Annotated in this window: 18 protein-coding genes and 1 pseudogene; 10 read left to right on the top strand and 9 right to left on the bottom strand. The window is 73.6% G+C overall.

Annotated elements, in window-relative coordinates:
• Positions 1 to 45: 45 nt before the first annotated feature.
• Positions 46 to 936 carry a S41 family peptidase gene (locus IH09_RS14660; protein ID WP_052856668.1) on the bottom strand — a complete coding sequence of 297 codons (891 nt, stop codon included), beginning with the start codon at positions 934 to 936 and terminating at the stop codon, positions 46 to 48.
• Between the two features lie 232 nt (positions 937 to 1,168).
• Here IH09_RS14660 and IH09_RS14655 point away from each other — a divergent pair, with 232 nt between their 5' ends.
• Both IH09_RS14655 and IH09_RS14650 read left to right on the top strand, forming a co-directional pair.
• The gene (locus IH09_RS14655) at positions 1,169 to 1,471 is read left to right on the top strand and encodes a hypothetical protein (RefSeq protein ID WP_190233292.1); all 303 of its coding nucleotides are present in this window, start codon (positions 1,169 to 1,171) and stop codon (positions 1,469 to 1,471) included.
• A gap of 319 nt (positions 1,472 to 1,790) precedes the next feature.
• A complete protein-coding gene (locus tag IH09_RS14650; protein ID WP_190233291.1) occupies positions 1,791 to 4,046 on the top strand; it encodes a HelD family protein in 2,256 nt (751 codons plus the stop codon).
• Positions 4,047 to 4,134: 88 nt separating this feature from the next.
• Here the strand turns inward: IH09_RS14650 and zapE are convergent, their stop codons facing one another.
• Positions 4,135 to 5,253 carry a cell division protein ZapE gene (zapE, locus tag IH09_RS14645; protein WP_052856667.1) on the bottom strand — a complete coding sequence of 373 codons (1,119 nt, stop codon included), beginning with the start codon at positions 5,251 to 5,253 and terminating at the stop codon, positions 4,135 to 4,137.
• Between the two features lie 66 nt (positions 5,254 to 5,319).
• Here zapE and IH09_RS14640 point away from each other — a divergent pair, with 66 nt between their 5' ends.
• Entirely contained in the window at positions 5,320 to 6,162 is an 843-nt protein-coding gene (locus tag IH09_RS14640) for a dihydrofolate reductase family protein (RefSeq protein WP_052856666.1), read from the top strand.
• Positions 6,163 to 6,322: 160 nt separating this feature from the next.
• A complete protein-coding gene (locus IH09_RS14635; RefSeq protein ID WP_094792260.1) occupies positions 6,323 to 6,805 on the top strand; it encodes an indole-3-glycerol phosphate synthase in 483 nt (160 codons plus the stop codon).
• Here IH09_RS14635 and IH09_RS14630 read toward each other — a convergent pair.
• Together IH09_RS14630 and IH09_RS14625 are read right to left on the bottom strand one after the other, a co-directional pair.
• Positions 6,747 to 7,463, bottom strand: coding sequence for an ABC transporter ATP-binding protein (locus IH09_RS14630; RefSeq protein WP_052856664.1), 717 nt, complete (start codon positions 7,461 to 7,463; stop codon positions 6,747 to 6,749). The two genes, IH09_RS14635 and IH09_RS14630, sit on opposite strands and share 59 nt — an antisense overlap.
• Entirely contained in the window at positions 7,460 to 8,530 is a 1,071-nt protein-coding gene (locus IH09_RS14625; RefSeq protein WP_052856663.1) for an ABC transporter permease, read from the bottom strand. The genes IH09_RS14630 and IH09_RS14625 overlap by 4 nt, the downstream gene beginning before the upstream one ends.
• A 239-nt stretch (positions 8,531 to 8,769) precedes the next feature.
• On the opposite strand from IH09_RS14625, the gene IH09_RS14620 reads away from it, so the two are divergent.
• From IH09_RS14620 to IH09_RS39885, 5 genes and pseudogenes are all read left to right on the top strand, one after another.
• Entirely contained in the window at positions 8,770 to 10,032 is a 1,263-nt protein-coding gene (locus IH09_RS14620; protein ID WP_205379775.1) for a sensor histidine kinase, read from the top strand.
• Complete coding sequence (locus IH09_RS14615) at positions 10,029 to 10,664, top strand: response regulator (RefSeq protein ID WP_052856662.1); 636 nt, start codon at positions 10,029 to 10,031, stop codon at positions 10,662 to 10,664. Before IH09_RS14620 ends, IH09_RS14615 begins: the two co-directional genes overlap by 4 nt.
• 62 nt (positions 10,665 to 10,726) lie before the next feature.
• A complete protein-coding gene (gene murC, locus IH09_RS14610) occupies positions 10,727 to 12,127 on the top strand; it encodes a UDP-N-acetylmuramate--L-alanine ligase (protein WP_052856661.1) in 1,401 nt (466 codons plus the stop codon).
• An 11-nt stretch (positions 12,128 to 12,138) separates the two neighbouring features.
• On the top strand, positions 12,139 to 12,546 hold the full coding sequence (gene msrB / locus IH09_RS14605) for a peptide-methionine (R)-S-oxide reductase MsrB (protein ID WP_052856660.1): 408 nt from the start codon (positions 12,139 to 12,141) through the stop codon (positions 12,544 to 12,546).
• A gap of 117 nt (positions 12,547 to 12,663) precedes the next feature.
• A pseudogene (locus IH09_RS39885) lies at positions 12,664 to 12,875 on the top strand (ISAzo13 family transposase); the annotation flags it as partial.
• Between the two features lie 192 nt (positions 12,876 to 13,067).
• Here the strand turns inward: IH09_RS39885 and IH09_RS14600 are convergent.
• The gene (locus IH09_RS14600) at positions 13,068 to 14,315 is read right to left on the bottom strand and encodes an FAD-dependent monooxygenase (protein ID WP_052856796.1); all 1,248 of its coding nucleotides are present in this window, start codon (positions 14,313 to 14,315) and stop codon (positions 13,068 to 13,070) included.
• 84 nt (positions 14,316 to 14,399) lie between these two features.
• On the opposite strand from IH09_RS14600, the gene IH09_RS14595 reads away from it, so the two are divergent.
• Complete coding sequence (locus IH09_RS14595) at positions 14,400 to 14,975, top strand: TetR/AcrR family transcriptional regulator C-terminal domain-containing protein (RefSeq protein ID WP_052856659.1); 576 nt, start codon at positions 14,400 to 14,402, stop codon at positions 14,973 to 14,975.
• Between the two features lie 258 nt (positions 14,976 to 15,233).
• Here the strand turns inward: IH09_RS14595 and IH09_RS14590 are convergent, their stop codons facing one another.
• From IH09_RS14590 to treZ, 4 genes are all read right to left on the bottom strand, one after another.
• Complete coding sequence (locus IH09_RS14590; RefSeq protein ID WP_052856658.1) at positions 15,234 to 15,896, bottom strand: 4'-phosphopantetheinyl transferase family protein; 663 nt, start codon at positions 15,894 to 15,896, stop codon at positions 15,234 to 15,236.
• Positions 15,893 to 16,864, bottom strand: a complete 972-nt coding sequence (locus tag IH09_RS14585; RefSeq protein WP_052856657.1) for a metallophosphoesterase family protein — start codon at positions 16,862 to 16,864, stop codon at positions 15,893 to 15,895. Before IH09_RS14585 ends, IH09_RS14590 begins: the two co-directional genes overlap by 4 nt.
• A gap of 118 nt (positions 16,865 to 16,982) precedes the next feature.
• The gene (locus IH09_RS14580; RefSeq protein ID WP_110952293.1) at positions 16,983 to 18,629 is read right to left on the bottom strand and encodes a PucR family transcriptional regulator; all 1,647 of its coding nucleotides are present in this window, start codon (positions 18,627 to 18,629) and stop codon (positions 16,983 to 16,985) included.
• A 93-nt stretch (positions 18,630 to 18,722) separates the two neighbouring features.
• Entirely contained in the window at positions 18,723 to 20,537 is a 1,815-nt protein-coding gene (treZ, locus tag IH09_RS14575; protein ID WP_052856656.1) for a malto-oligosyltrehalose trehalohydrolase, read from the bottom strand.
• Positions 20,538 to 20,792: the final 255 nt, after the last annotated feature.

Raw genomic sequence — 20,792 nt, 5'->3', positions numbered from 1 at the left:
TGCTGAGTCCCCGTCATCCCCGGATGGACGGTTACGCCGGAACAGCTACGCTGCGCGTCGCAGCGCGTCCTTGTGTGCCGCCTCCAGCGCCTGCTCCGAGGTGGCGGCCAGGTCCGGCACCACGCCCACGCCCTCCCAGTTGGTCCCGGTGACGGTGCTGATCGTCCGGGCGGTCGGCACGGTGATGGTGATGTGTTCCGTCACCGGGTGCCGGGCGGTCGGGTGAGCACCACCGCGGGTCGTTTCGCCGACGAGAACAGCGCGCCCGTGCGCCTGCAGGGTGTACGCCACGTCCTCCCCGCCCGAGAAGGTGATGGCACTGGTGAGTACGTACACCGGGCGGTCGAGGTAGCGCGGCGCGGGCAGATGCGAGGCGGTCCAGTACTGGCGGGTGGAGCCGGTGGAGCGCTCGTAGATGTCGTTGAGGTGCACCTGGTCGTCAGGGAAGAAGTAGCTGCACCACATGGCGGCGCCCTCGGGTGAGCCACCGCGGCACTCACGCAGATCGAGGATGAGCGCACTGGTGTGGGCGACCAGTTCCATCGCCGCACCGATCGCGCGGGCGCCCTCGCCGGCGTCGGCGATCCGCCGGATGTCGAGATGGCCGACGTTGCCCTTGAGGTGCTCGAAGCGGCGGACGCCCTGGTTCTCGGCCCTCAGCATGGCGAGGAAGGCCGCCCGGCCTTCATCCTCGTCCGCCGGATCCATGGACTGCGGCTCATCCTGCCAGAGCAGCCTCAGATGCTTGTCCGGGCAGACCTCCTGCAGGTGGGCGGTCAGGGCCTCGCAGAGCGCGGGGCCGCTCAGCGTGTTGTACGCCCCGGCGGCGAGCCGGCTCCGGATCGCGCTGTTGATCTCCAAGGCTCGCTGGGGGAAGACGTATCCGGCCGTGATCCGGTCCAGGGCCAGGCCGACTATCTCTGCGTGGGTAGGCATGGCCGAGAAGCATAAGCTCCTGGCCGCGACGGGCACCCGAATCAATCCACGGACTGCCGTGCTCCTTCAGCAGCGATCACTTCCAGATTCGGTTGAGGACCAGGGCGGCGCGTGCGATGTCGCCGATCCGGCTGGGGCTGAGCGTGACGTGCTGGAGGGCGCGCCATCGCTGCTCAAGTTCGGCGGTGGTGTGTCTCCGAGGGCTCGCACGTGCCGCAGCAGAGTGTTGAACATGCGGGGTGTCGACGTGAAGTGCTTGTTCGGACTTGCCTCTTGGGCGGCGGACGGGGATGCGGATGCCGATGCCCGCGCCGGTGCGGTCCTTGTCCGCTGGGACGGCTCGCGCGTACGGGTCGTCGACTTCGAGGACTCCGGTCTCAGCGACCGCGCCTTCGAACTGGCCGAGATCACGGAACACGTGGCCAGTTGGGTGGATCGGCCCCTCGACGTCGTGTCCTTCCTGGACCGGTTCGATCTGACGGCCGCCGAACGCGCGCGGCTGGGGGAGTGCCGCAGACTCCTCGCCCTTGTCTGACTGTTCCTGCTCGCCCTCGACGACGCCGAGCACCCAAGGAACCCGCCGGGGACCGTGGAGCGGCAGGCCGACCGGCCGGCCGAGCTGCTCGGCTGAGGAAGCCCCGGCGGCCGCAGCGCGGACACTTCCCGGAGCTCGCGGGGCCGGGCACCGGCGCCCGGCCCCGTAGCCCGGCAGAAAAAGAAATACCCCGGACCGAATTGACGGCCGGGGTATTTCTCTGCGTATATTGAAGTCTTCTGTGCCCGATGGAATCGGAACACATATCCAGCTTCATTTCGAATTCTATCCGAGCGGGGTTGAGTTGTCAAACAAGAGAATGCCGGACGGGGAATTGCGGCGCGAGCAGGAATTCCTCGATCTGCTCCACGGGCGCCTCGCCGAACTGCGGGCCGGGGCCGAGACGGCGGTGCGGGAGGCCCTGCCGTCGGCGGGGAACAATGCCCAGGCGCGGCTGGAGCGCGATGTGCTGGTGAGCGAGCAGGCCGGACTGCTGGCCGCCTTCGACGCCGGGGAGAACGGGCTCTGCTTCGGCCGGCTGGTATTCCGTGACGGCCGCGATCACCACATCGGCCGACTCGGCATCCGGCGCGACGACACGGACCGTACTCCGCTGGTCATCGACTGGCGGGCCGAGGTCGCCCGCCCGTTCTACCTGGCCACCGGGCACACCCCGATGGGGCTGCGCCGCAGGCGTCACCTCACGACCGAGGGCCGGCGGGTCACCGCCCTGCACGACGAGATCCTGGACCTCGCCGACGCCGTACGCACCGGGCACGAGGGCGCCGACGCGGACGCCGTACTGCTCGCCTCGCTGGACGCGGCGCGCACCGGCCGTATGCACGACATCGTGCAGACCATCCAGGCCGAGCAGGACCGGATCATCCGCGCCCCGCACGACGGCGTCCTCGTCGTGGAGGGCGGCCCCGGCACCGGCAAGACCGTCGTCGCGCTGCACCGCGCCGCGTATCTGCTGTACGCGCACCGTGCGCAGCTGGCCCGCCGTGCCGTGCTGATCGTCGGGCCCAATCCGGCGTTCCTCCGCTACATCGAGGAGGTGCTGCCCGCGCTCGGCGAGACGGGTGTCCTGCTCGCCACGCCCGGCGAGCTCTTCCCGGGCGTGACCCCGACCGGGACCGACACCGCAGGGGCCGCTGCGGTCAAGGGCGGTGCGGCGATGGCGGACGCGCTGGCGCGCTTCGTGCGGGACCGGCAGATCCTGCCCGGCCCCGAGACCGTGATCGACCACGAGGACGGCGAACTGCGGCTGGACGCGGACACGGTGTACGAGGCGCGGCGCCGGGCGCGCGAGACGAGGCTGCCGCACAACCTCGCCCGCCCGTACTTCGCGTTCCACGTCATCGACGCGCTCACCGCGCAGCTGGCCGGGCGGATCGGCGCGGACCCGTACGGCGGGCCCAACCTCCTCGGCCCCGACGACATCGCCCAGCTCGGCAAGACGATCGCGGCGAGCCCCGAAGTGTACGACGCCATCGCGGAGTTGTGGCCCGCCCTCACCCCGCAGCAACTGGTCGCGGACTTCCTCGCCGACCCGGTCCACCTCCCGGACGCCGACGCGGACGCGATCCGGCGGACCGGCGGCGCATGGACCCCGGCGGACGTGCCGCTCCTCGACGAGGCCGCCGAACTCCTCGGCGAGGACGATTCGGCGGCCCGCGCCGCGGCGGAGGCCGAGCGCCAGGAGCGGATCGCCTACGCGCAGGGCGTGCTCGACCTCTCCTACGGCTCCCGCACCCAGGAGTTCGAGGACCGCGACGAGGAGGATTCGGAGGTGCTGGCCGCGCACGACCTGATCGATGCGGAACGGCTCGCGGACCGGCAGGAGGAGGCCGACCACCGCAGCGCCGCCGAACGCGCCGCGGCCGACCGCACCTGGGCCTTCGGCCACATCATCGTGGACGAAGCGCAGGAGCTGTCCGCGATGGCCTGGCGGCTGCTGATGCGCCGCTGCCCGACCCGCTCGATGACCCTGGTCGGCGACCCCGCACAGACCTCGGAGCCGGGCGGCTGCGGTGCGTGGGAGACGATCCTCGCGCCGTACGTCGGCGACCGCCGCCACCACGTCCGGCTCGGCGTCAACTACCGTACGCCGACCGAGATCATGGAGATCGCGGCGGCGGTACCCCGGTCCGCGGACCCCTCCTTCGCGCCGCCGCGCTCGATCCGCTCCACGGGCACCCGCCCCTGGGCGCTCCGCACCGACGAGGTCGCCGACGCGGTCGCCGGGGCCGTCGCACGGGAGACCCGCGAGGCGGGCCGTCTCGCGGTGATCGCCCCGCGCGCCCGCCACGCGGCGCTCTCCGCCGCCCTCCCGGCCGCCTCCGCCGGCGCCTCCCCGGATCTGACCAGCCCCGTGGTGCTGATCGACCCGCGGCAGGCCAAGGGCCTGGAATTCGACTCGGTGATCGTGGTGGAGCCGGGGGAGTTCGGGACGAGCGACCTGTACGTCGCGCTCACCCGGGCGACCCAGCGGCTGGGCGTGATCCACACGGGGGCGCTGCCGGCGGGGCTGGCGGCGCTGGCGCCGGCGGACGCCGCCGCACCCGGCCGGTGACCGCCGGACGCCGGCGCGCCGCACGGGACGACCGGGCGGCGCGCCCGTGTCCGGGAGCGCGGCGCCCCCGGCCGTGGCGGGCCGAGGGTCAGCCGGCCGCCAGCGGGGCGGCGTCGCGGGCCAGGGCCGTCAGCCGGGATATCGCGCGGAAGTACTTCTTGCGGTAGCCGCCGCGCAGCATCTCGTCGCTGAACAGCTCGTCGAAAGCCTTGCCCGAGGTCAGCACCGGTATCTCCCGGTCGTAGAGCCGGTCGGCGAGGACCACCAGGCGCAGTGCGGTGGACTGGTCGGGCACCGCCTGGACGTCGGTGAGGCAGACCGCCCGGATGCCGTCGCACATGGCGCCGTACCGGCTGGGGTGGACCTTGGACAGGTGCTCCAGCAGGGCGGGGAAGTCGTCGAGGGAGGCGCCGGGGGTGTGGTGCGCGGTGCGGATGACGGTCTCGGTGTCGTACGGGGCGGGCGCCTCGGGCAGGCCGCGGTGGCGGTAGTCCTCGCCGTCGATGCGCAGCGGCCGGAAGTGGGCGCTCAGGCCCTGTATCTCGCGCAGGAAGTCGGCGGCGGCGAACCGGCCCTCGCCGAGCTTGCCGGGCAGTGTGTTGGAGGTCGCGGCCAGTGCCACACCGGAGTCCACCAGCTTGCCGAGCAGGGTGGAGACCAGGACCGTGTCGCCCGGGTCGTCCAGCTCGAACTCGTCGATGCACAGCAGCCGGTGGTCGCCGAGGGTCCGTATGGTCTGCTGGAAGCCGAGCGCGCCGACGAGGTTCGTCAGCTCGACGAAGGTGCCGAACGCCTTGCGCTCGGGCGGGGCGGGGGTGGCGTGCCAGAGCGAGGCCAGCAGATGGGTCTTGCCGACGCCGTAGCCGCCGTCCAGATAGACACCGCGCGGGCCCTTGGGCGCCGCGGGCTTCCGGGGGCTCTTCGCGAACCAGCGCCGCCTGGCCGGGCCGCCCCCGCCGTCGATACCCGCCGCGAAAGCGCTCAGGACCTGGACGGCCTCGGCCTGGCTGGCCTGGTTCGGGTCCGGGAGGTAGGTGTCGAAGCGGGCGCCCTGGAAGCGCGGCGGCGGCACCATCTCGGCGACCAGACGGTCGGCCGGTACGTGCGGGGCGCGCGCGGTGAGCGCGGCGGGGGCCGCGCCGCTCCTGTCGGCCGGCGGGCCGGATATCGGGGCGGGCTGCGGTGACGAGGGTTCGGAAGGTGACACAGCTCTCCAGCCTAGCCGCTGTGCGCGGCCGCCCGAGCCGTGAGCGAGGCATGTCACACTGCCGCCATGCGACGCCTGTTCCCCCTTCCCGCCCCGCACGTACCGGCCCGCGCCGCCGAGGAGCACCCGGCGCACCCCGCACCGGGACCGGCGGCCGCCGAGGCCGCGGACCGCGAGTGGACACCGGACGAGCTGGCCGACGCCTACGCGTACCCGGCGGCGGACGATCCGGTGCGGGCCGGCCGCACCGGCTGGCTGCGCGCCAACATGGTCTCCTCGCTGGACGGCGCGGCCCATCACGACGGCCGCTCGCAGCCGCTCTCCGGCGCCGCCGACATGCGGATCTTCGGGGTGCTGCGGGGGCTCGCGGATGCCGTGGTGGTCGGTGCCGAAACGGTTCGTCAGGAGGGCTACCGGCCGGCCCGCGCCCGCGCGGTGTTCGCCGCCCGCCGGGCCGCCGCCGGGCAGGCCCCGGCCCCCGCCATCGCGGTGGTGAGCGCCGGTCTGGAGCTGGACCTCACCCTGCCGCTGTTCACCGAGCCGCTCACCCCGACCCTCGTACTGACCGGCACGGGCGCCCCGCCGGAGCGGGTGCGGGCGGCCCGGGAGGCGGGCGCGCAGGTGCTGTTCGCGGGCGAGGGCACGGGCGTCGACCCGGCGCGGGTGACCGCGGTACTGGCCGAACGGGGCCACACCCGGCTGCTCACCGAAGGCGGGCCGTCGCTCCTGGGGCAGTTCGCGGCGGCCGGCGCGCTGGACGAGCTGTGCCTGTCGCTGGCCCCCTTCGTCGCCGCGGGGGACGCGCAGCGGATCGCCGGCGGCCCCGCGCTCCCCGTTCCGGAGCGGTTCGCCCTCGTATCCGTACTGGAGGAAGCCGGGTTTCTGTTCACCCGCTACCGTCGGTCCTGACAATCAGCGGAATAACTCGTTCCGCTTAGCTTCCGTTGGGCACACTTAAGGCCAACAGGCCCTGTGTGGCGACGGGGCAGGACGGTTTCTGTCGGACGCCGGGCCACGCGGCGTCCAGAAGAAGAGAAGAAGGGCGCCCGTCGTGTTCACGAGCGTATTGATGATCGAGAAGCCTCTGACGCCCGCCGACGTCGAGTTTGTGACCACTTTGCACGGCGACGACCAGGTCTCCTTCGTCGTCCTCATGCAGCCGCGCGGCAAGCAGGACATCCTGCTGCGGGCGATCGACGACGTCGCCCTCGGCGAGTTCGACGAGGCCGTACGGGAAGGCGGGGAGCCGGAGGGCGCGAAGGCGGCGCACCCCGCCGAGGTCGCGCTGGCGCACACCCTGGCGGAGCTGCGTGACACGGGCGCGCAAGCCGTCGGGCAGGTGGTCGAGGACCACCCGCTCGACCTGCTGCGGTCCGTCGTCGACGAGACGGGCGCGGACGAGGTGATCGTGCTGACCACCCCGCACTTCGTCGAGGAGTTCTTCCACCGCGACTGGGCCTCCCGCGCCCGGCACAAGGTCGGCGTGCCGGTCCTCAAGCTGTTCTCGCACGCGGCGGACGACGAACCGGCGGATGGTCCCGCGGCGAGCTGAGCCGTCCGTCCAGCACCTCCACGACCTCGTCCACCGCGCCCAGATGGGAGCGGTCGTGGGTGACCAGCACCGTCGCGGTCGCGCGCTGGTGGGTGAGCGCGGTGAGCAGGTCCAGCACGGCGGCGCCGCGCTCCTGGTCCAGCGCACTGGTCGGCTCGTCCACCAGGAGGACCGCCGGCTCGTTCATCAGCGCCCGCGCGATGTTGATCCGCTGCCGCTGACCGCCCGACAGCTGGTGCGGCCGGCGGTCGGCCTGCTCGGCCAGGCCGACCGCCGCCAGCAGCTCCAGCGCCCGCGGCCGGGCCGCGCGGGGCGAGCGGCCGTCCAGGTGCGCCATCACCTGGAGCTGCTCGGCGGCCGTCAGGGACGGCAGCAGGTTCGGCTGCTGGAAGACCGTGCCGATGGTGGTGCGGCGCAGCGCCGTCAGCGCGGCGCGGCCCAGCCCCGCGGTGTCCCGGCCGTCGATCACCACTCGGCCGCGGTCCGGCGTGATCAGCGTCGCGGCCACCGCCAGCAGACTGGACTTGCCGGAGCCGGACGGGCCGATCACCGCGGTCATGCTGCCGGCCGGGACGGTGAGCGAGACGTTGTCCAGCGCGGTCAGCCGCGCGCCGCCGTCGGGGTAGGTGAGGGTGACATCGGTCAGTTCCAGGCTCATCGGGCACTTCCCAGGGCGGTCAGCGGGTCTACGGACGTGATGCGGCGGATGGACAGCGCGGCGCCGACGGCACCGAGCGCGATCATGATCAGGGCCGGGATCAGAACGGTGGACGGGTCCAGCACGAACGGCACGGTGCCGCCGACCGCGGCGCCCACCCCGGCCGCGACGGCGGTCCCCAGGCCGGTGCCGATCACCAGCAGCACCACGGCCTGGCCCAGCGCGTCGCGCAGCAGGTAGCCGGTCGAGGCGCCCAGCGCCTTCAGCACCGCGACATCGCCGCTGCGCTGGATCGTCCACACCGTGAAGAACGCGCCGATGACCAGCGCGGAGATGGCGAACAGGAAGCCGCGCATCAGTTGCAGCGAACCGTGCTCCGCGGTGTACGAGCCGATGGCCTGCAGTGCGTCGTCGGAGGTCACGGTCGCGGTGCCGAGCTTCTTGTCGGCGTCCGCCAGGGCGGGCGTCCCGGTGGTGGACAGGGCGAGCACGGTCGCGCCGCCCGCGCCGCCGGGCAGCTTGCGCCAGGCGTCGAGGGAGACCCAGACCACCGGCGTATGGCTGTACATCGCCGCGCCCGACACCGCCGTGACCTTGACCATCCGGCCGCCCAGCGAGAGCGTGCCGCCGGCCGATACGCCCAGGGACGCGGCGGCCTTCGCGGACAGCACCGCCTCGCCCTCCCCGAGCGCGGCACCGGCCGGCGCCAGCGGCGACCCGGGCCGCACCCCGAACGCGGTCACCGCGGCCGTCCGGCGGCCCGCCTCCGCCTTCGTCGTGGCGATCCCCAGCGGCTCCGCACGCTGTACGCCCGGCACCCGCGACCAGTCCCGCACCGTCGCCTCCGGCAGCCGCGAGTCGGTGAAGGAGACCTTGCCGCCCTCGGCGGGCGCCGAGAACACCAGATGGTCGGCGGGGAGCGCGGTGATCGCGGAGGTGTTCTCCCGGCCCAGGCCGGCGGTCAGCCCCGACAGCAGACCGACCAGCACCGTGATCAGCACGATGACGCTGCCCATCAGGGCGAACCTGCCCTTGGCGAATCCCAGGTCTCTCCAGGCGACGAACACAGGCTCTGCCATCCTCGGTTCCGGCGCCGGGCCCACTGCCCGGCGGCTGGTCCCACCGTCTCCTCCGGGCGGGGGCGCGGGCATCGCGCCGGGGAGTGGTTCGCCGGGATCGAAAGGTGCAGCCCGCCCTCCACCTTTCGATGGATGCCGCGGCCCCGGGCGGCCCTTAGCCTGGAGAAGCCGTGACCGATCACTCCCTCACCCCCGTCATACGTGTGCTGCGTACCTGCCTGCACCTGATGGTGGCCGCACTCCTCGCACTCGCCTCCGTCCGGGCGGTCGCCGGCGACGCCCCGTACGCACCGGGCGTGATCGCCGCCGCGGTCCTCCTCTTCGCCGTCTACGTCACCGGCCCCGCACTGCCCCGGCTGCGCACCTCCACCCCCGCCGCGGCCCTCTGGCTGTCGGTCGTGGCGCTCCTGTGGATGGTGCTGCTGGCCCTCACCCAGGACGGCGTCTGGCTGGCGTTCCCGCTCTTCTTCGTCCAGCTGCACCTGCTGCCGCTGCGCTGGGCGCTGCCCGCCGTCGCGGCCACCACCGCGACCGCCGTCGCCGGCTTCGGGTGGCACACCCACACCCTCAGCATCGGTACCGTCATCGGCCCCGGGCTGGGCGCCGCCGTCGCGGTCGCCGTCGTCCTCGGCTACCAGGCGCTCTACCGCGAGAGCGAACAGCGCCGCCGCCTCATCGAGGAGCTGACCGCCGCCCGCAGCGAACTGGCCGCCGCGGAACACGCCGCCGGGGTGCTCGCCGAACGCGAACGGCTGGCCCGCGAGATCCACGACACCCTCGCGCAGGGCCTGTCCAGCATCCAGCTCCTGCTGCGGGCCGCCGAGCGGGCGATCCCGCAGCGGCCCGAGAGCGCCCTCGGCCATGTCCGCCAGGCCCGCCGGGCGGCCGTCGACAACCTCGCCGAGGCCCGGCGCTTCGTCCGCGCGCTCAGCCCGCCCGACCTGGAGACCGGCTCGCTGCCCGCCGCCCTGGAGCGGCTGGGCGCCACCACCGCCCGCACCGCCGGCCTCGCCGTGCACTGCCAGGTCTCCGGCGTCCCCACCGCCCTGCCCACCCCGCAGGAGGTCGCCCTGCTGCGGATCGCCCAGTCCGCGCTCGCCAACACCGTCCAGCACGCCGCCGCGGACCGCGTCGAGCTGACCCTCAGCTACATGGACACCGAGGTCGCCCTCGACATCGTGGACGACGGCGCCGGCTTCGTCCCCGCGCACGTCCCCGCGCCCGGCTCCGCCGCGGTCACCGGCACCGGCTTCGGACTGGCCGCGATGCGCGCCCGCGCCCGCGCACTGCACGGCACCCTCGTCGTGGAATCCGCCCCCGGCGAAGGCACCGCCGTCGCCGTCACCCTGCCCTGCCCGGCCGCCCCCGCGCCGGACGCCGCCGGGACACCGGACACGGCCGCCGACCGCGCCGCCGCGCCGTCCGGGCCCTTGCCGGGCACCCCCGCCCCCGGTACCCGCACCGACACCGCCAAGGGGTCCGCCACGTGACCGACACCCCCATCCGGCTGCTGCTCGCCGATGACCATCCCGTCGTCCGCGCCGGGCTGCGCGCCGTCCTGGAGACCGAACCGGACTTCGAGATCGTCACCGACGTCCCCACCGCGGAACAGGCCGTCGAGCTCGCCGCGCGGCTCGATGTGGACGTGGTCCTGATGGACCTCCAGTTCGGCGGCCGGATGCTCGGCTCGCAGGCCACCGCCGCCATCACCGCCCGCGACGGCGCCCCCCGGGTACTGGTCCTGACCACGTACGACACCGACGCCGACATCCTCGCCGCCATCGAGGCGGGCGCCACCGGCTACCTCCTCAAGGACGCCCCGCCGGAGGAACTGGCCGCGGCCGTGCGCACCGCCGCCGCCGGGAAGTCCGCGCTCGCGCCCACCATCGCGCTGCGCCTGATGGACCGGATGCGCACGCCCGCGACCGCGCTCTCCCGCCGCGAGACCGAGGTCCTGCAGCTCGTCGCCGACGGCCTGTCCAACGCGCGGATCAGCAAACGGCTCTTCCTCAGCCAGGCCACCGTCAAATCCCACCTCGTGCACATCTACGCCAAGCTGGGGGTCGATTCCCGCACGTCCGCGGTGGCCGCCGCCACCGCACAAGGGCTGATCCGCCGCTGACCGCGGCGGGTGCGAGAATCGTCGGCAGCACCACCGCTCGCGACGATCAGGGAGAACCGCCCATGGCACCCGCCATCCCAGCCTCGATGGACCGGCCGCACTTCATCGGTATCGGCGGCGCCGGCATGTCGGGCATCGCGAAGATCCTCGCGCAGCGCGGCGCCCGGGTGGCGGGCAGCGACGCCAAGGACTCCGCGACCGCCCAGGCCCTGCGCGCCCTCGGCGTCACCGTCCACCTCGGCCACGCCGCGTCCCACCTCGCCGAGGACGCCACCGGCGTCGTCGTCTCCTCCGCGATCCGCGCCGACAACCCGGAGCTGGCCGCCGCCCACGCCCGCGGCGTCCCCGTCGTGCACCGCTCCGACGCGCTCGCCTCCCTGATGGACGGCCTGCGCCCCATCGCGGTGGCGGGCACCCACGGCAAGACGACCACGACCTCGATGCTCGCCGTCTCCCTCGGCGCGCTCGGCCTCCAGCCCTCGTACGCCATCGGCGGCGACCTGGACGCCCCGGGCTCCAACGCCGAGCACGGCGCCGGCGAGATCTTCGTCGCCGAGGCCGACGAGAGCGACCGCAGCTTCCACAAGTACGCGCCCGAGGTCGCCATCGTCCTCAACGTCGAGCTGGACCACCACGCCAACTACGCCTCGATGGACGAGATCTACGCGTCCTTCGAGACCTTCGTCGGCCGCATCCGGCCCGGCGGCACCCTCGTCATCGCCGCCGACCACCCCGGCGCCCGCGAGCTGACCGCCAGGATCTCCGGGCGGCACGACATCGAGGTCGTCACCTACGGCGAGTCCGAGGACGCCGACGTCCGCATCCTCAAGGTCAACCCGCGCGGCCTGACCAGCGACGTCACCGTCGTCCTCGGCAGCGGCAAGATCCTCACCTTCACCGTCTCCGTCCCCGGCCGGCACTACGCCCACAACGCCGTCGCCGCCCTCGCCGCGGGCGTCGCCCTCGGCCTGCCGCCGCACAACCTCGCCTCCGCGCTCGGCACCTACACCGGTGTCAAGCGCCGCCTCCAGCTCCTCGGCGAGGCGGCCGGAGTGCAGGTCATCGACTCCTACGCGCACCACCCCACCGAGATGACCGCCGACCTGGAAGCCATTCGCGGCGCGGCCGGGGAGAACGCCCGCGTCCTGGTCGTCTTCCAGCCGCACCTCTTCTCCCGCACCCAGGAGCTCGGCACGGAGATGGGCCAGTCGCTCGCCCTCGCCGACGCCTCCGTGGTGCTGGACATCTACCCCGCCCGCGAGGACCCGATCCCGGGCGTCACCAGCACCCTGATCATCGACGCGGCGCGCGAGGCGGGCGCCGATGTCACCGCCGCGCCCGACCGGAGCGCCGTCCCCGACGCCATCGCCGGAATGGCGAAGCCCGGCGACCTTGTTCTCACGATGGGCGCGGGCGATGTGACCGACCTCGGTCCCGCGATCCTCTCGCGCCTGGAGAGCTGAGGAGACCGCAGATGTCGTACGAGATCGACAAGCCGGACGAGCAGTGGCGCACCGAGCTGACCCCGGCGGAGTACCAGGTACTGCGCCAGTCCGGCACGGAGCCCGCCTACGTCGGCGAATACACCGACACCAAGGCCGAAGGCGTGTACTCCTGCCGGGCCTGCGGCGCCGAGCTGTTCCGCTCCGACACCAAGTTCGAGAGCCACTGCGGCTGGCCGTCCTTCTACGACCCGAAGGACTCCGCCGCCGTGGAACTCCTGGAGGACCGCTCGCACGGCATGGCCCGCACCGAGGTGCGGTGCGCCCGGTGCGGTTCGCACCTTGGGCATGTGTTCGAGGGCGAGGGGTATCCGACTCCTACGGATCAGCGGTACTGCATCAACTCGATCTCGCTGCGGCTGATCCCGGGCGAGGGCTGAGCGGGCTGCTCGGCGAGCAGAGCCGCATTCCGCGTAAGTGAATGAGGAGAGCCTCTTTCCGCGCAAGTGAATCCTGCGGGGCGAAACCCTGGTCGCGGGCGGCCCGCCGTTATGGCGGCCGCTCGTGCCCGGTCCTTGGGGCGTGGCGGCGTCCGGGCCGCCGCGCAGGCCGCCCCAGTGAGTGAGACGACGGTCTGCAAGGGCGTGTTCGAGCTGGAGCCCCGTGAGGAGCCCTCGGGACGGGTACGGCGACCGGGCGGAGGACGCCAACGGGTCGCGGATCTCACCCGGGGCTGCTGCCGGTCTTGCTGACGCTGCGCGACCCGGACGCGGCCGAGCTGGACGACGACGAGGAGTCGGCCGCCGACTGAAGCCGGGCCGTCAACCGACGGGCACCAGGGCGGCGTCGGACTGGCTCGACGGCCCAGGGCAGCACGACGCAGGAGAGCAGGAACCGGTCGTTTTCCCTGTCGAGTTCCGAGTGTGTTCTGGGTGTCTGGATGTCTGGGTGTCTGGGTGGCCTAAGTGGCGGCGGGGACGCTGTACGCCGGGAACTGCCAGTCTCCGCCGCGGTCTTCCTTCGCGAAGCGCGCGGTGAGTTCGGGGATGCGCAGGCGACAGGCCAGCGCCGTGGCGGTCTGAAAGGCGCTGATCGCGTGCTTGCTCATGGGCATGCCGACGCGCAGCAGGCGGGGGTTCACCTCGGCCTGGATCTTGTCGACGAAGGGCCGCAGCACGCTGTCGTAGTTCGCCAGGGCGGTCGGCAGGTCGTTGGCGTGCCGGTTGATCTCACCGGCCAGGACATAGGCGCCGACCAGGCCGCCGGAGATCCCCATGCCGCTGTAGGGGGAGGCGCAGTGCGCGGCGTCACCGGCCAGGACCACACGGCCCTTGGACCAGGTGTCGGTGCGTACCTGGACGATCTCCTGGGAGTAGAAGAACGGGCTCGTCTTCATGCCTGCGATGAAGCGGTCGGTCTGCCAGCCCGCGTCGCGGAAGCGGCCGGCCCAGAACTCCTGCTGCTGCTCGACGGGTGCGCGGTGGCTCGCGGAGGCTTCCGCCGACTCCTCGCGCATCACGAAGTATGCCTGGGTCTCGGTCGCGTTGTGGCTGCGCCGCATGATCTGGCGGCCGCCCGGGACCATGTAGGTGTCGCGGATGTTGCTGTCGGAGGCGATGCGCGGGACAAACCAGTAGGCCATGTGAATGCCGACGCGCCAGTACGGATCGAAGCCCTCCGGCAGCAGCGCCCGGCGGGTGCGTGAGCCCTGTCCGTCGGCGCCGATCAGCAGGTCGTACTCGCCGGAGGTCCCGTCCGAGAAGTGGGCGGTGACGTGGTGCTCGTCCTGGTCGAAGCCGTCGACGCTCTTGCCGAAGATGTACTCGGCGTCGTCCTTGGTCGCGTCGTGGAGGATGCGGACCAGGTCGCCGCGCATGATCTCGTACTCCGAGGTGAGGCTCTGGCGGCCCGTGCCGGAGGTGTTCGCCATGATCGTCGCCTTCGGCTTCCCGCGGGAATCGACGAACGCGACGCCCGCCTCGTCCACCAACTGACTGCGCACGGTGTCCAGCAGCCCCATGCGTTCGACCGCCTCGATGCCCTGCCCGCGCAGGTCGACCTGGGCTCCGGAGGCGCGCAGCGCCGGGAAGCGCTCGACGACTGTCACCTGGTGACCGCCGCGGGTGAGCCAGAAGGCCAGCGCCTGCCCGGCGACGCCGCCACCGGCGACGAGAATCCGTAGCGAGCGCTTCGTGATCTCGTCCGTCATGACGACCACCCCATAATCTATCGGTGATTGATTTTTATTTTTTCCAGAGTCTTCTATCACCGATAGATTGTCAATGTGACCAAGATGAACCGTGAGACCGTCGTCACCGAGGCGCTGGATCTGCTCGACGAGGTGGGCTTGGAAGCCGTCAGCACCAGGCGGCTGGCCAAGCGCCTCGGCGTCGAGCAGCCGTCGCTCTACTATCACTTCCGCACCAAGAAGGACCTTCTTGCTGCCATGGCGCACGCGGCCATGGCCCCCCACGCCGGCGCGCCGCTCCCGTCACCCGAGGACGACTGGCGCGAGTGGTTCCTTGAGAACTCGCGCAGCCTGCGGCGCACATTGCTGCTCCGCCGCGACGGCGCACGCCTCCACGCCGGCAGCACCCCGACCGGCGATCTCGACCGCATCCGTCACAAGATGGCCTTTCTTGTCACCTCCGGCGTCCCCGAGAACGACGCGCAGATGGCGATGCTGGCCGTCGGCCGGTACACGGTCGGCTGTGTGCTTGAAGAGCAGGCGGATGCCGCTCCCGGGAACGGCGAAGGTCTGCCGGCCGACGTTCCGGTCATCGATCACGAGTCGGCGTTCGAAGCCGGACTGACCCTCATCCTCAAAGGCATGGAACGGTGCATCGAGGGCGCCGACGATGCGGCCTGAAAGGACGCTGCGGCGGTCGCGGCGGTCACGCACCGCGCAGACGGCGAGTGATCACGGCGGTCCGCTCTCTCCAGCCCCTTGGTCGGGTCGGATGCGGGTGCCGTGGCCTGATGAGCGTTCAGTTCACGGCCGACCACCGGCGCTCTGGCCACCGGCACCGACCCGCCACCGACCCGGCGGCCGCCCCGGTAGCAGGTGCCCGGCCGGGGTCGCGGGGCGCGGGCGGACCACCCGTCCGGCCGCGCTCCGCAGCCCGTCTCACTCCACAGGTACCGCTATCGCCGTCACCACCAGCCCCTTGTCGATCAGCCAGCGGCCGGTGAACTCGGTGAGTTGGGTGCCCGCCACGACCGGGCCCGGTACGAGGAGGCGGGCGGTGAAGGTGGCGGTCGCCGGGTCGAGGGTGAGGCTTGCCTCCTCGAAGTCCAGCCAGCGGCCGGTCAGCGGGTACCACGCCTTGTAGACGCTCTCCTTGGCGCTGAACACCAGCCGGTCCCAGCAGACTTCGGGGTGCGCGGCGGCCAGGCGGGGGAACTGCGCGCGCTCCTCGGGCCGGGTGACGAGGTCCACCACGCCGGGATCGGCCACCGGCTCGTTGGGCTCCGCGTCCAGCCCGATCGTCACCATCTGCGTGGACCGGGCCACCGCGGCGGCGCGGTAGCCGTTGCAGTGCGTCATCGCGCCGACGACCCCGGTCGGCCAGCGGGGCGCCCGGCCGGGGCCGGGCAGGATCGGCGCGGGGGCGATGCCGAGCTGGGCCAGGGCGTCGCGCGCGCAGCCGCGTACGGTGCCGAACTCCTTCTGCCGCTGGGGGACCGCACGGGCCACCAGCTCCCGTTCCTCGGGGAACATCGCCGACAGCGGGTCGTCGTGGAACGCCTCGGCGGTCGCGATCGGCGCGGGCAGCAGTCGGTCGATCATGCGGGGCTCCCGGTCGTTCCGAGGGTGTCCGTGGCGGGGAGGATCTGGACCGGCCGGCCCGGTGTGCCGGAGCGGCGCCGCCACTCCCTGGGGTAGCCCAGTGACACCTCCTGATGGGGCACGCCGTCGCACATCAGCAGCCGGGGGGTGTGCAGATGGCCGTAGACGACGGTGGCGGCCCGGAACCGGCGCGGCCAGTCGGCGGTCGCCGTCGTCCCGCACCACAGCGCGAACTCCGGGTGCCACAGCGGCCTGGTGGGTTCGCGCACCAGCGGGAAGTGGTTGACGAGCACGGTGGGCAACTCCTCCGGTACGGCGGCGAGTCTGGCCTCGGTGGCGGCCACCCGGGCGCGGCACCACGCCTCCCGCGTCGGATACGGGTCCGGGTGCAGGAAGAACTCGTCGGTGCACACCACCCCGGCCTCCTCGGCGGCGGCGAGCGCCGCCTCCTTGGAGTACACGCCAGGCAGCCGGAACGTGTAGTCGTAGAGCAGGAAGAGGGGCGCGATGACGGCCGGGCCGCCCGCGCCCTCCCACACCGGGTAGGGGTCCTCGGGCGTGAGCACCCCCAACTCCCGGCAGATCGCCACCAGATGCTCGTACCGGGCGACGCCGCGCAGCTGCACCGGATCGCCGTTCGGCGTCCACAGCTCGTGGTTGCCCGGCACCCACACCACGGTGGCGAAGCGCTCGCTGAGCAGGGTCAGGGCCCAGCGGATATCGGCGACGTACTCGCCGAGGTCCCCGGCGATCAGCAGCCAGTCGTCGTCGGACTCCGGCCGCAGCCGCTCGACGATCTCGCGGTTCTCCTCGTACCGGACGTGCAGATCGCTGACGGCCACCAGCTTGCCGTGCCGCGGCGCCCCGGCGGGCGGCGGGCTCTGCGGCGGGCGCGGTGGCGCGGCGGACCCGGTGGCGGGCGGGGCGGAGCGGGCGGCGGCGGGTGGTACGCGGATCTCGTAGGTCACGCTCGAAAGTAAAGACGCTGCCGGGGCGAGAGTGAAGGGCGGGAGGGGAGCGGGGCCGTGGCGGAGGACCCGGGTGAGGGGAGCGGGGAGACCCGGGCCGGCGCCCGGCCGCCGGTTCTCACCGGGCGCGCGGTGTCCCGTGCGGCGGCACGATCGGGTGACCGGAGGTGCCGCCCGTACCAGGGGTGCCGGGGGCGTCCGGTGCGGGCGTGCCGGGGGCGCCCGGGGCGGGGGCGCCGCCGCCCCGGATGCGGGTGGCGAGCCAGAGGTCGAAGCGGTCGTCGGGGTCGTCGAGGCGGCGGCCGGTGAGGTCCATGGCCTTGTCGAGGCGGTTGCGCACGGTGTGGCGGTGCACGCCGAGCCGCCGGCTGGTGGCGTCCCAGGCCCCGCCGCTCTCCAGCCAGGCCGCCAGGGTGGCCACCAACTCCTCACCGTTGTCGGCGAGATCGAGCGGGCCGAGCACGGTGTCGGCGTAGCCGTGCAGGGTGTGCCGGTCGCCCAGGTCGAGCAGGAGCCGGCTGGCCTCGCTCTGCCGGACCTCGGCCGGCCGGCCGCCGGCCCGGCTGACGGCGAGCAGTCCGGCCGCCTGGCGCAGCGACACCCGGACCGTCTCGGGACCGGTGGCCGGGCCGATACCGGCCGGGCAGCGCACGGCGAACCGGCCGAGCACCTCGCGGATGTCCAGGTCCTCCCCGACCACCGCTTCGACGAGCCCGGCGTCCGTCACCCGCACCAGACCGCCGGGCATTGCCAGCGCCAGATCGGCGGCCATCTCCTGCGCGGCGCCCTCCCCGGCCCCGGCCCACGCGGCGCCGCCCGGTCCGCACGCCGTCTCCACCACGACGGCCCGCACCCGTTCGGCGCTCAGCCCGGCCGAGGCGAGCAGGTCGCGGGCCCGCTCCGCCGACGGCTGGTCGTCCGCCAGCAGCTCCGAGAGCAGCGCCGAGCGGCGGCGGCGCTCCGGTTCGTCGCGCAGATGCCGCCGCTCCAGCTCCAGCGAGAGCAGCGAGACCAGGCCGGGGACGACCGAACGGGCCGCGGCGTCCGGGCGGCCGGTGAGCAGCAGCAGACCGCGCAGCCGGCGGGCGCCGAGCGGCTGCACCTCCAGCCGGCGGCCCGCGGCGGTGCCGGCCGCGCTGCCGTGCAGCCCGCGCGCGGCCACCCGCTCGATCAGGTCGCGGGCCTCCGGGGGCGGCGCGGGAGCCTCCCGGTCGCCCGCCGCGAGCAGCCGGCCCAGCGGGTCGAGGACCGTCGCGCCGACCCCGGTGGCGGCCGTCCACTCCGCCAGCATCGGCCGCAGCCCGTCACCGGTCGCCGCGGCCGTCAGCCGCCGCTGGGTCGCGAACGCCCGGTGCAGCACCTCGCGCTGCTCGTTCGCCCGCGCGTCGAAGACCGCCTTGGTGACGGCGATGAACGGCACCTCGTCCGGCACCGTCAGCAGCGGCAGCCCCACCTCGCGGGCGGCCGTCACCAGCGGCTCGGGCGCTTCCTGGTAGGGCAGCCCTTGGCCGAGCCCGAGTGCCAGACACGTCGCCCCGCCCGCGGCCACGTCCCGTACGTACGCCCGGCACGCGGCCGCGTCCGCCGGCAGCAACAGGCCGATGGTCATCAGGAGTTCACCGCCTTGCAGCCACTTCCCCGGGGCGGGCAGATCCGAGACGGTCGCCGCCTCGACCCGGCGGGCCAGCAGGGCGGGCGGTACGTCGTAGGTGACCGACAGGCCGAGGTCGGGCCGGACGAGCAGGTCGGAGATACGCAGCGGCATGGACACAGTGTCCATCACCTGCCGGTCCGATGGACGATCAGGCGATCGATTCGGGGGACGCGCACGCCCGTTTCCGTCCCCCTTCCCCTCTCGTCAGGGGCCGAGCACGACCGCCGACTCCGGGGGCAGCCGCAGCACCCCGTCGCCGTCGGGGAGACATGGTGCGGGCCAGGCCGCCAGTGGGCGCAGGCCCGTGGCGCCGACCGGGACGGCGGCGGTGGCCCGCGGCGCCAGGTTGACCGCCACCCGGACCGGACCGCGCCGCAGCAGCAGCCAGCGGGCCCCCTCGTCGTAGGTGACCCGGGTGGCGGACGGGTCGGGATCGGTCAGCGCGGGGGTCGTGTGGCGCAGCGCCAGCAGGGTCCGGTGCCAGGCCAGCAGCGCGGTATGCGGTTCGGCGGCCGGTTCGGCCCAGTCCAGTACGGAGCGGTTTCGGGTGGCCGGGTCCTGTGGATCGGGCCAGCCGTCCGACGGGTCAACCGGCGTGTCGTCACCGGCCGCGCCGGCGCCGGGCGTGCCCCGCGCCGCGCGCTCCTGGGCGGCGAACTCGCGGCGCCGGCCGGCCCGTACCGCCTCGGCCAGCTCGGGATCCGGGTGGTCGGTGAAGTACTGCCACGGCGTCCGCGCCCCCCACTCCTCGCCCATGAACAGCATCGGGGTGAACGGCGAGCCCAGCACCAGCGCGGCGGCGCAGGCCAGCAGCCCGGGGGAGAGCCCGGCGGCGAGCCGGTCGCCGCGCGCCCGGTTGCCGATCTGGTCATGGGTCTGGGTGTAGGCCAGCAACCGGTGCGCGGGCGTGGTCCGCAGGTCGAGCCGGTCGCCGTGGGTGCGGCCGCGGAAACTGGAGTACGTACCGTCGTGGAAGAAGCCCCCGGTCAGTGTCTTGGCGACGGCGGCCAGCGGGGCGCGGGCGAAATCGGCGTAATAGCCGTGGGATTCGCCGGTGAGCGCGGTGTGCAGGGCGTGGTGGACGTCGTCGTTCCACTGGGCGTGCAGACCGTGCCCGCCGCGTGCGCGGGGCGCGGTGGTGCGCGGGTCGTTGCGGTCGGACTCGCCGATCAGGAAGAGCGGGCGCCCCAGCTGCCCGGCGAGCTCGTCCACGGCCGCGGACAGCTCCGCCAGGAAGTGCCGCGCCCGGCCGTCGTGCAGCGCGTGGACGGCGTCCAGCCGCAGCCCGTCGAGCCGGTAGTGGCGCAGCCAGCCGAGCGCGCTGCCGACGAGATAGCCGCGCACCTCGTCCGAGCCGGGGGCGTCCAGGTTGACGGCCGCGCCCCACGGCGTGCGGTGCGTGTCGGTGAAGTACGGCCCGAACGCCGGGAGGCAGTTGCCGGACGGGCCGAGGTGGTTGTGCACCACGTCGAGCACGACCCCCAGACCGTGGCCGTGCGCGGCGTCCACGAACCGTTTCAGCCCGTCCGGCCCGCCGTACGGCTCGTGCACCGCCCACGGTGCGACGCCGTCGTATCCCCAGCCGTGGGTGCCGGGGAACGGGCAGACCGGCATCAGGGAGACATGGGTGATCCCCAGCGCGGCGAGGTGCGCCAGCCGCGCGGCGGCGGCGTCGAAGGTGCCCTCGGAGGTGAACGTACCGATGTGCAGTTCATAGAGGACCGCACCGGGCAGCGGGCGGCCGGGCCACGGGTGCCGCCAGGCGAACCGGCCGTGGTCGACGACCGCGCCCGGACCGCCGGGCCCGTCCGGCAGTCGGGCGGCGCGCGGATCGGGCAGCGGCGGGCCGCCGTCGAGCCGGAACGCGTAGCGGTCGCCGTCGTGGGCCGGCGCCTCGGCGCGCCACCAGCCCGCGCGGGCGGTATCCCGCTCCATCGGGACCACCGGTTCGCCCGACCGGCCGCCCGCCCACTGGAGTCCGACCCGTCGGGCGTCCGGCGCCCACACCTCGAACAGCACGGCTGTCCTCCTTCGTCCTCGGTCCGCTCCCGGCACCGGGTCCGCCGCCCGGCCCGTGGCCCCTGGTACCCGTCCCACGAAGAAAGCACGCCGCCGCGCCGCCGGACAGCCCGACGCGGCGGCCGGCGTCGGCCCGGGACCGGCCTGCCGGGTGGTTCCGGCGAGACCGCGCCGCGGGACCTCGGGCGCGCCCGTCGCGCCTCCTGCCCCCGGCCCGGCAGTGGTGGACACCGGCTCGCGCGGCCCGGAGGCTCA

The organism is Streptomyces celluloflavus (genome assembly GCA_000720995.1).
In the GTDB taxonomy this organism is placed as follows: Bacteria; Actinomycetota; Actinomycetes; order Streptomycetales; family Streptomycetaceae; genus Streptomyces; species Streptomyces celluloflavus.
Note: the sequence above shows the minus strand (reverse complement) of the source record. Positions and strands in the feature narration are given on the sequence as shown.

Excerpts from the sequence above, each read along its gene's own strand:
- IH09_RS14660 (WP_052856668.1), bottom strand. The coding sequence starts at position 936 with ATGCCTACCCACGCAGAGATAGTCGGCCTGGCCCTGGACCGGATCACG.
- IH09_RS14655 (WP_190233292.1), top strand. The coding sequence starts at position 1,169 with ATGCGGGGTGTCGACGTGAAGTGCTTGTTCGGACTTGCCTCTTGGGCG.
- IH09_RS14650 (WP_190233291.1), top strand. The coding sequence starts at position 1,791 with ATGCCGGACGGGGAATTGCGGCGCGAGCAGGAATTCCTCGATCTGCTC.
- IH09_RS14640 (WP_052856666.1), top strand. The coding sequence starts at position 5,320 with ATGCGACGCCTGTTCCCCCTTCCCGCCCCGCACGTACCGGCCCGCGCC.
- IH09_RS14635 (WP_094792260.1), top strand. The coding sequence starts at position 6,323 with ATGATCGAGAAGCCTCTGACGCCCGCCGACGTCGAGTTTGTGACCACT.
- IH09_RS14630 (WP_052856664.1), bottom strand. The coding sequence starts at position 7,463 with ATGAGCCTGGAACTGACCGATGTCACCCTCACCTACCCCGACGGCGGC.
- IH09_RS14620 (WP_205379775.1), top strand. The coding sequence starts at position 8,770 with ATGGTGGCCGCACTCCTCGCACTCGCCTCCGTCCGGGCGGTCGCCGGC.
- murC (WP_052856661.1), top strand. The coding sequence starts at position 10,727 with ATGGCACCCGCCATCCCAGCCTCGATGGACCGGCCGCACTTCATCGGT.
- msrB (WP_052856660.1), top strand. The coding sequence starts at position 12,139 with ATGTCGTACGAGATCGACAAGCCGGACGAGCAGTGGCGCACCGAGCTG.
- IH09_RS14600 (WP_052856796.1), bottom strand. The coding sequence starts at position 14,315 with ATGACGGACGAGATCACGAAGCGCTCGCTACGGATTCTCGTCGCCGGT.
- IH09_RS14595 (WP_052856659.1), top strand. The coding sequence starts at position 14,400 with ATGAACCGTGAGACCGTCGTCACCGAGGCGCTGGATCTGCTCGACGAG.
- IH09_RS14590 (WP_052856658.1), bottom strand. The coding sequence starts at position 15,896 with ATGATCGACCGACTGCTGCCCGCGCCGATCGCGACCGCCGAGGCGTTC.
- IH09_RS14580 (WP_110952293.1), bottom strand. The coding sequence starts at position 18,629 with ATGCCGCTGCGTATCTCCGACCTGCTCGTCCGGCCCGACCTCGGCCTG.